Origin of the sequence: Phycicoccus sp. Soil803 (genome assembly GCF_001429685.1) — a bacterium.
Classification (GTDB): Bacteria; Actinomycetota; Actinomycetes; order Actinomycetales; family Dermatophilaceae; genus Pedococcus.
Genome location: NZ_LMST01000001.1, coordinates 910,444 through 919,439, shown reverse-complemented (window position 1 = coordinate 919,439; position 8,996 = coordinate 910,444). Strand labels below are relative to the sequence as shown.

Below are 8,996 nucleotides of genomic sequence, written 5' to 3'. Positions count from 1 at the left end.
GGCTACATCGTCATCCGCGTCGTCTGGTCGGACCTCGACCAGCCAGCGGAGGTGGCCTTCCGGATCCGGCGGGCGGTGGCGCAGGCGTCGGCCCTGGGCGCAGTCATGCCAGCGCCCTGAGATGACCACTGCGCCGCCGGCCAGACGCGGGCGCGGGCGGAGCGCCCTAGAGCCGGTATGCCGGAAGGCCAGGTCCGTGTCGGACCNTGGCCTTCCGGCATACAACGGTGAGTGGGACTCAGGCGTCCTCGGACTCGGCCTTCTCGCCCTCGGGGGCGTCGCCCTCGGCGGACTCGGCGGCGTCGCCCTCGGCAGCCTCGCCGTCGCCGGCCTCCTCGTGCTCGATGCCGGCCTCGGCCTCGGCCTCGGCCATCTCGGCGTCCAGCGCCTCCTGCGAGATCTGCTGGGTGATGTTGACGACCAGGGTGTCGGCGTCGACGACCAGGGTGGCGCCGGACGGGAGCACGAGCTCGGACGCCTTGATCTGCGTGCCGGCCTCGAGGCCCTCGACGGAGACGACGATGTTCTCGGGGATGTGGGTGGCCTCGACCTCGAGCTGGACGGTCTGGGAGTCGACGGTGACGACGGTCTCCGGAGCGGCCTCGCCCTCGACGTGGACGGGCACGTCGACGGTGACCTTCTCGCCCTTGCGGACGATGACCAGGTCGATGTGCTCGATGACGGGCTTGATGGCGTCGCGCTGCACGTCCTTGGCCAGGGCGAGCTGCTCCTTGCCGTCGATGACGATGGTGAGGAGCGCGTTCGCGACCTTCAGAGCCATCATCGTGTCGTGGCCGGGCAGGGTGATGTGCACGGGCTCGGCGCCGTGGCCGTACATGACGGCGGGGATCTTGTGGTCGCGGCGAATCTTGCGGGCAGCGCCCTTGCCGAACTGCGTGCGCGTCTCAGCGACGAGCTTGTTGTCAGACACGGAAATCTCCTGTGCGGTGGGGGACTCGAGGATGCGGTGGGCCTCGACGCGGGGCGCAGCACGGAGACCACACCGCGTCGAATTACGGACGTGACCGACCCCAGGTGGTGGCAGCCGTGCAGTGTCCCTCGCCGAGGCAACCCCGAGAGTCTAGGCGACGCCTGCGGGGAGTGGGAAATCCGCGTCCTCGGCGGCCGCCGGGCCCTGCTCCGGGCGACCCCGCCGCAGCTCGCCGAGGCGCACGGCGACCACCCCGGCGACGATGCAGACGCCACCGGCCAGCTGGACCAGGCCGGGCAGCTCGTCGAGCAGCACCCAGGCGAACAGCACGGCGAAGAGCACCTCGGTGAGGCCCACGAACGAGGCCACCGTCGAGCCCAGCATGCGGGCCGCCGTGACCCCGAGGAGGTATGCCGCGGCGGCGGCGATGAGTGCCAGCTCACCGATGGCGAGCCACCAGGGCACGTCGCCACCCACCAGGCTGACCGGGGTGGCGGCGAACTCGAGCGGGATGACGTGGACGGCGCCGAGGATGCCGAGGGCGACCGAGCCCGCGGCCATGCCGAGCCCGGCGAGCGCGACCGGCGGGAGGGTGCTGTCCTCGGCCGCCAGGACGAAGAAGGTGGCCAACCCGGTGGCGGCGACCAGGCCCCAGGCAACCCCGACGAGGTCGGGCCGGCTCTGGCCGGAGAGGTCGAGCACGAGGACCAGCCCCACGATCGCGAGGACGACGCCCAGGCCGGTGAGGGCGCTCGGGGCGCGACGGGTGCGCAGCCACACCCAGAGCACGACGAGGACGACACCGAGGTACTCCAGGAGCAGGGCCACGCCGACGTCGAGTCGCTGCACCGCATAGAAGTAGGCCACCTGGCAGCCGGCCACGGCGACGGCGCCGTAGGCAAGGATCGTCACGAGGTTGTCCCGGACGAGCGACCAGCGACCGCGCAGGGCCAGGATCGTCGGCACGGCCAGGACGAGGGTGGCTCCGGCCACCCGGAGCAGGACGATGGCGCCCGAGCTCCACCCCTCGACGAGCAGCGACTTCGCGAACGGACCGCTGCTCCCGAAGGTCGCCGCCGAGGCGAGCGCGAACCAGAGCCCGAGGCTCTTCGACCGTGCCGCCATGCCACTTCCCTTCGCTGCCTGCCATACCTGTAACGGGTCAAACGCCTTATACTCATGACGGTAGCGATCGAGGCGGTCAGGAGTCAAGATGCTTTTTGCCCATGACACAGAGGTGGCGCTGCGCGGGGCGGCCGCCCTGGTCAACACGGCGGCGACCCTGCCCACCGACACCGAGGACCTCGCCACCGTCGCCGACCTCGACGAGTTCGTCCGCGACTGGGAGTGGACCGGCGCGCACAGCGGTGAGCCGGCCGAGCTCGAGGCCGTGAAGGAGCTGCGGCCGAGGCTGCGCCGGCTCTGGACCGCCGACACCGACGACGCCGTCGCCCTCGTCAACGAGCTGCTCGCCGAGGCGGGGGCACTCCCCCAGCTGGTGCGGCACGGCGAGTGGTCCTGGCACCTGCACGCCACCCCACCCGAGGCACCGCTGGCCACGCGCATGGCGGTGGAGGCGGCGATGGCGATGGTCGACGTGATCCGCGCCGACGAGCTCGCCCGGCTCAGGGTCTGTGCGGCCGACGACTGCGAGGACGTGGTGGTCGACCTGTCCAAGAACCGGTCCAAGCGGTTCTGCGACGGCGGCTGTGGCAACCGCGCCAACGTCGCGGCATACCGGGCCCGCCAGCGACAGCGCTAGGCCACCGCAGGCAAACGCCCGCCCCGCCCGCCGCGCGCTCATCCCTTTGCGGGATGGTTCATCCCATATCGGCGACCACACTTTCGGCCAGGCGTCATTTGCGTGGTGAAGGGCCGGGCACATGGTCGATGGACGGGTGGGCTGTGCACGCCTTCCGTGCTGCCCCCACACGACGGGCTCCATCCTTCAGCGACCCTTCAGGGGTCAGGACTCTGCTGTGGCCCATGGATAGGCCGACCCCCCACGACGCACTGGCCCAGGTGCTGCGTGACCACGGTCGGGTCGTCGGCAGCAATCCCGACCGGGTCCGCGGCCTGCTCTCCGACATCCTCGGGGTCGACGGTCGAGCCTTCCGTGCCGAGGTCGACGCGCTCGTGGTCGCCTGCGAGGAGGGCGTGCCAGCCCTCCTGATCGGCACCGTCGAGTCGGCCGACTCGGCAGTCACCGAGGGAGTGGGGCTGCTCGAGGCACGTGGCCTGACGACGGACCGGGCAGCCGACGCGACCCTCACCTGGGCTTCGGCGCTGGACGCGCCGGTGTCCGAGTCCTTGTGGACGTCCCTGTCGTCCCGGCGATCTGACCCCACCCCAGGCCCGCGCGGCGGTGCGGTCCTGGCCACCGACGACACCTACCTCCCCCCTCCGCCGACGTTCGGCGCGTCTCCGGAGGCGCCGGGGACCTCCGCACCGGCCGCCCCTCCTCCGTCATCCGCCCCATCCAGGCCGACGCCGCCCCAGGACGTCCTCGACGTTGACGAGGCGGCAGGCCCCCGGTCTCGCCGGGTCGCGCTGACGATGGCGCCGGGGAGCAGGGTGCCGGTCGCCGCCGCACTCGTCGTGGCGGCTCTGGTCGCGAGTGCACTGGGAGCCAAGGCGCTCTGGCCCGACCGCCCAGACACCGCACACCCCCGTCCCGCGGCCGCGAGCGGGGGAACGCTGCGCATGACCGCGAGCAGTGCACTCACCTGGGACCCCATGGAGACGACCGACCCGGGCTTGCGCCTCCTGATGAACCGGGCGCTCTACCGTGGGCTCGTCGCCTTCGACGCCGCCGCCGACGACCGACCGGCACAGCTCGTCGCCGACCTCGCGACCAGCACCGGACGGACCGTCGACAAGGGAAAGACCTGGTCCTTCGAGCTGCGTCCCGACGTGCGGTGGGAGGACGGGACACCCGTCACCTGCGCCGACGCCAAGGCCGGGGTGGCCAGGGCCTTCGGAGCTGCCAGGTTCTTCGGCTACTCCTACGAGGCGGCAGTCCTCATCGACGTGCCGCAGGGTGCGGACGGGCTGCCGACCTACAAGGGGAAGGGCACCGCAGGAAAGGCGGCCTTCGACCGCGCGGTGAGCTGCGCGGGGTCGACGCTGACCTTCCGGCTCGCGTTCCCGGAGTACGAGTTCCAGCGCTACCTGGCCCTACCCGAGCTGGCTCCCTTCCGGGCCGCCCCCGCGGTGGGAACCGGCACCCGCTCACTGTCCAACGGACCCTACGTCGTGGACGCCAGGAGCGCCTCGGCCACCACGGTCGCGTTGGTGCGCAACGGCCGTTGGTCCGCGACCACCGACGGCCTTCGGCCGGCCTTCCCCGACCGCATCGAGATCACCACCGCGGACGTCGACGACGTCGCCGCGGGACTGGCTGCCGATGCCGTCGGGTACCGCCGGACGGTGACCCTCACCGCGCTCCCCGCAGCGGTCGACAGCGCCTTCGCCAGTGCTCCGGACCGCTCGCAGGTCGCCCCGGCCGGCGTCACCGAGCTCCTCGTCCCCAACCCCAGGACGGCGACGATGGCGTCGACGGCGAACCGCCGGGCGTTTGCGCTGTCGACCGACCGCGCGTCATACGTCGCCGCGATGGGCGGCCCGGCGTCCCGGATGGAGCAGCGTTCCACGGCGGGCACCTACCACAGCGGCCCCACCGTCGCGTTCGACCTGCAGCAGGCCCGCAACCTGCTGGCCGGCGACAAGCCGCGCCTGAAGGTGGCCTACCACTCCACTCCAGAGTCGGAGCGGGCCATGGCCGCGCTCTCCGCGGGGTGGAAGCAGGCCGGTTTCGCCGTCAACCTGGTCGCCTTCAAGGGCGACAAGGGCGCCTACGTCAAGGCCATGGCGGACGCGGCGACGACGACCACCTACGACGTGGTGCGCGCCGACCACGTCGACGGCCTCGACCGCTCCCGGACGGCCCAGAGCGTCGACCCCCGGTTCGTGGCCGGTCTGCCGGCCGCCGAGGCCGCGACCCTGACCTCCGCCATCGACAGCGCCATCGGGACCGCCCCGGGACCTGCTCGTGACACGGCCTGGCTCAACGTCGACGACGTCATCTCCGTCCTCGCCCTGCTGGTCCCGCTCGCCAACCGGGCGTCCCTCGTCGGCAGTGGCTCCGCGGTGCACGGGGCCACCACCTCACTCGAGTTCTCCGGGGCCATCGACCCCCTCCGCATCTCGCTCGCCCCCACCGAGTCCTGAAGGAACCTGCCATGTCCGAGAACCAGCCCGAGGCCACAGCCGAAGCCCTGCAGCGTGCCGTCCGAGACCTCGGTCGACGCGTCGGAGAGAGCCCCGACCGGGTGCGTGCCGTCCTCTCGGACGCCCTCGGCGCCGCCGCCCGCGAACACCGCTCCGAGATCGACGCGCTGGCCCTGGCGAGCGAGGAGGGGATCCCCTCGACTCTCATCGGCCGCGAGGAGTCGTTGCTCACCGAGTCGGACGTGGCCCTCGACGACGGCAGGCTCCGGGCTCGACTCGTCGAACGCGGGCTCTCCGACGGTGCTGCTGACTACGCCATCGGGGTGTGGGCGGCTGCCCTCGGGTCCGTCACCACCCTGAGCGCCACCGGGGGCCTGACCTCGGCGGTGTCCGGCCCGAGCGTGGGGTCGGTCTCCGATCCCGCGACGGAGCTGCCGCACGAGGGCGCAGCCGACGGCGCGGTCGACGACGCAGGTGATGCCGGAGGCATCCTCGGCTTCCCCGTGTCCGCCGACCAGCCGGCCCGCCACCGACAGGTGGTCCCACTGGGTCGACGCGTGATGGCGGGATCGGCGGCCGCGGTCCTGGCCGTCGTGGCCGGGGCGGTGTGGTTCTCGACGGTCGGCGACGGGACGGACCGGACGACCCTCACGGACTCCGCGCTGCGCAGCCCGAGCGGCACGACGACGTCGGGCGCGACCACGGCCACCACCGGTGCCGCGACGAAGGTCCCGCCGGTGACCGCCACGGCGACCACGAAAGCCCCCACCAAGCCGCCCACCAAGGCGCCCGCGGCGCACACCAGCACCTCGACGCCGCCGAAGCGCACGTCGAGCTCGACCCCGCCGAAGCGCACGTCGAGCTCGACCCCGCCCAAGAGCTCGTCGACGACGTCGAAGTCCGTCGCGCCGCCGCCCCCTGCGCCCAAGACCCTCAGGGCCGGCAACACGAGCGCAGCCTGGACCCCCAAGTTCTACGAGGACGGCATCGGGCAGTGCGTCGACTTCGTTCCTCCCAACGCAGCCGACAACCTCTGCCAGGCCAAGATCAACGTCGTCAAGTCGGGGACCGTGACGACCTGGTCGATCGCCAACGCGTCCTCGGTGAGCGGACACGGCTCGGTCAGCATCAGTGGCCACCAGATCCTCTACACCCCCCACCACAACGGGTACTTCACCGACACCATCAGGTACCGGCTCACCGGGAGTGGCGTGACCAGCAACTGGGCGACCATCGCCATCACGGTCTACTGCAATGAGCAGATGGGGTGCTGGGGGTGAAGGACGTGCGACTCACTGACCGTTGGTCCAGCCCGGTGGGCGAAGCGCTGGCCGCCGCCCTGGCGGGGAACCCCTTGGCGTTCGCCGGGCAACCCTCACAGCTGCGGCTCAAGCTGACCCGCCTGCTCGGCGACGACGCCCACACCTACCGCGCCGACGTGCACCTCGTGGTGACGGCGCTCGACGAGAACGTGCCGGCCGAGCTGCTCGCCGCGGCTCCGCTCACGTCGGCCGACCTGCACCGCCACGCGCAGATCCTGGCGCAGGCCCGCGGCTGGACGGACGACGCCGCGCTCACTGCGATCGGCCACTGGGTCCGAGCGCTCGGGATCGATGCGGCCGAGGCTCCCGACCCCGCATCCGTGTCGGATGGTGGCTGGGTCGGGTCGACACCGTCGGCCGGAAGCATCTCCAGCACCGACTCCGACCAGGCACCGGGCTCGACCCACGGTTCGGACGGTGCGGACCGGGGCGACGACCCCGATGGTCGCGCGACCGCGGCACCCGGCGGCATCGGAGTCCCCCTCACCTCGGGGGCGGAGGACGCATCCACGGTCCTGCCTCCCGACCGCAGGCTCGACCCGATGGCCACCGAGCTGCCCGACCGGTCGTCGGTGGTGGCACTCCCAGCAGAGCCCGCACCTGCGCCCACTCCCGGCCGCACCGGCGTCCCCGCCCACCAGGCCGGGGGCGAGGCCGCCCCCACGGTCCCCTGGCCCGCATCGTCCCGCTTCGCGGTTGCTCAGGCGATCCAACGCGAGGGCTTCCCGATCGGGGCCTACTACGCGTTCCGCGGCAGGAACCCGCACCTGAGGTATGCCGCCGTGGCCCTCTTCGCGGTCCTCGCTGCGGCCTCGCTCGTCCTCCCCGCAGGCCTGGCTCGCATGGGCGTCCTGGCGGTGCTCATCGCGGCGGTCCTCGTGGTCCCGCTGAAGCTCGTGCGCAACGGCATCATGGTCGTGGACGACAACGGATTCCGTTGGTATCCAGCACTTTCCAAGACTGGACCACCAGAGCTGAACGTCCCATGGTCAGGGGTCCAGGTCGCACCTGGCAACCCACCGCGGTTGCTCACGCCCCAGGGGGACCTGTGGCTCAAGGGTCGCACGGGCCTGGTCGAGGCACTCGAGTCGCGCACGCCAACGGCGCAGCAGCAGCCGTCGTCACCGGCGAGCCCCCGATGAGTCGGTCAGGTGGCCAGGCGGGCCTCGACGTCGCCGAGGCGGAGCACGGTGTCCGGGACGAGTGCCACGGCCTGTCCGGGTTCGATCTGCGTCGGCTCCCGCCCCGGGATCCGGGCCTCCCAGGTGGCACTGCCGGTGTTGCGCAGTCCCCACACGTCCCGCGTCGGGTGCCGGGTGACCTCTCCGACGGTGCGCTCGTAGTCGTAGTCCTTCGCGATGTGGTGGCGGTAGATCCGCGTCCCCGCGCCGAGCGCGAGCTCGGTGTGGGGGAAGACCAGGCGCATGGGCTTCGGCAGCACGGCCGAACAACCCCAGCAGGTCGTGGGGACGCCCGGCCCGGAGAAGTTCTCGCGGCCGCAGGCCTCGCAGGTCCGGACCGCGTCCAGGAGGCGCGCGAGGGTGGCGCGCCAGACACTCTCCCGGACCCGTCGCTGCGGGTTGCGGATGCCCTCACCGAAGGCCTGCACGAAGAGCCGCTTGACCGGTTCGGGGTGGATGGCCCAGTTCGCGAGCACGGTCTGGTGCTCGACCGGGTCGGGGGCGTTGGCGTCGTCGGTGGGGTCGAAGACGAAGAGGGCGCGGTCACCGAACAGGTCGCCCTCGGCATCGCGGTCCAGGCAGGGGTACTCGAGCTCACGCCGGCCGAGGAGGGGGTGGTGCACCATCAGCACGTAGAAGATGAGCACGGCCAACGAGTAGAGGTCCGTCTCGCTGCCCGGCTTGGCTTCCCCGCGCACGATCTCGGGGGCCATGAACCGGCGCGTCCCGAGTACGCCGCTCTCGCTCTCCCCGTCCACGCCCACGTTGTCGTTGTCGCAGATCAGGATCGCGCCCGACCGCGGGTCGAAGGAGACGTTGCCGAAGCTGATGTCGCGGTAGCAGAGGCCCTGCGAGTGCAGCAGCAGGAAGCCGTGCGCCATGCCCAGGCTCAACCGCACCGCCAGGGACGGGGTCACGTCGACACGGCCTCTCAGCATCTCCCCCAGACCCACGAACTCGGGCGGCCGGATCGGCATCACGTAGCCGAAGCTGCCGTCGGGTGCGCTGATCACCTCCATGGGCCACAGGAACATCGGACCCGGGCTGTGCCTCGCTGCGACGGCCGTGATCGCAAGGCGCTGCTTCTCGCTCACCGACCTCGCGGCATACCACTTGAGCGCCAGGCGTCGGGCCGAGCCGTCCTGGGGTACCAGCTCGTGGACCGTGCCCTGACCACCCTCGCCCAGGAGCCGGCCCACGGTCCACTGCGTGGCAGAGCGACGCAACGTCACCACGTCACCGGGCCTGACCACGGGCTGGCCCTCCCCTCCTCGTCCACGCCCATGATGGCACCCGCACCTCGCGCTCGGGGCCCGATTGCCCGGAGGTTCG

General features: G+C 71.9%; 7 protein-coding genes. 4 read left to right on the top strand and 3 right to left on the bottom strand.

Annotated elements, in window-relative coordinates:
* Positions 1 to 238: 238 nt before the first annotated feature.
* A complete protein-coding gene (locus ASG95_RS04315) occupies positions 239 to 931 on the bottom strand; it encodes a 50S ribosomal protein L25/general stress protein Ctc (protein ID WP_056923126.1) in 693 nt (230 codons plus the stop codon).
* 150 nt (positions 932 to 1,081) lie between these two features.
* On the bottom strand, positions 1,082 to 2,056 hold the full coding sequence (locus tag ASG95_RS04310; RefSeq protein WP_057376692.1) for a DMT family transporter: 975 nt from the start codon (positions 2,054 to 2,056) through the stop codon (positions 1,082 to 1,084).
* A gap of 88 nt (positions 2,057 to 2,144) precedes the next feature.
* On the opposite strand from ASG95_RS04310, the gene ASG95_RS04305 reads away from it, so the two are divergent.
* From ASG95_RS04305 to ASG95_RS04290, 4 genes are all read left to right on the top strand, one after another.
* Positions 2,145 to 2,693 carry a CGNR zinc finger domain-containing protein gene (locus ASG95_RS04305; protein ID WP_057376691.1) on the top strand — a complete coding sequence of 183 codons (549 nt, stop codon included), beginning with the start codon at positions 2,145 to 2,147 and terminating at the stop codon, positions 2,691 to 2,693.
* Between the two features lie 224 nt (positions 2,694 to 2,917).
* Complete coding sequence (locus tag ASG95_RS04300) at positions 2,918 to 5,161, top strand: ABC transporter substrate-binding protein (protein WP_057376690.1); 2,244 nt, start codon at positions 2,918 to 2,920, stop codon at positions 5,159 to 5,161.
* Between the two features lie 11 nt (positions 5,162 to 5,172).
* Positions 5,173 to 6,441 carry a hypothetical protein gene (locus ASG95_RS04295; protein ID WP_057376689.1) on the top strand — a complete coding sequence of 423 codons (1,269 nt, stop codon included), beginning with the start codon at positions 5,173 to 5,175 and terminating at the stop codon, positions 6,439 to 6,441.
* A 5-nt stretch (positions 6,442 to 6,446) separates the two neighbouring features.
* Complete coding sequence (locus ASG95_RS04290; protein ID WP_157581725.1) at positions 6,447 to 7,625, top strand: hypothetical protein; 1,179 nt, start codon at positions 6,447 to 6,449, stop codon at positions 7,623 to 7,625.
* A 5-nt stretch (positions 7,626 to 7,630) separates the two neighbouring features.
* On the opposite strand, the gene ASG95_RS04285 is transcribed toward ASG95_RS04290, so the two are convergent.
* The gene (locus ASG95_RS04285; RefSeq protein ID WP_057376687.1) at positions 7,631 to 8,917 is read right to left on the bottom strand and encodes a hypothetical protein; all 1,287 of its coding nucleotides are present in this window, start codon (positions 8,915 to 8,917) and stop codon (positions 7,631 to 7,633) included.
* Between the last annotated feature and the right edge of the window lie 79 nt (positions 8,918 to 8,996).

What these genes read in the sequence shown, in the direction of transcription:
- ASG95_RS04305 (WP_057376691.1), top strand. Translation starts at nt 2,145, where the DNA reads ATGCTTTTTGCCCATGACACAGAGGTGGCGCTGCGCGGGGCGGCCGCC.
- ASG95_RS04295 (WP_057376689.1), top strand. Translation starts at nt 5,173, where the DNA reads ATGTCCGAGAACCAGCCCGAGGCCACAGCCGAAGCCCTGCAGCGTGCC.
- ASG95_RS04300 (WP_057376690.1), top strand. Translation starts at nt 2,918, where the DNA reads ATGGATAGGCCGACCCCCCACGACGCACTGGCCCAGGTGCTGCGTGAC.
- ASG95_RS04310 (WP_057376692.1), bottom strand. Translation starts at nt 2,056, where the DNA reads ATGGCGGCACGGTCGAAGAGCCTCGGGCTCTGGTTCGCGCTCGCCTCG.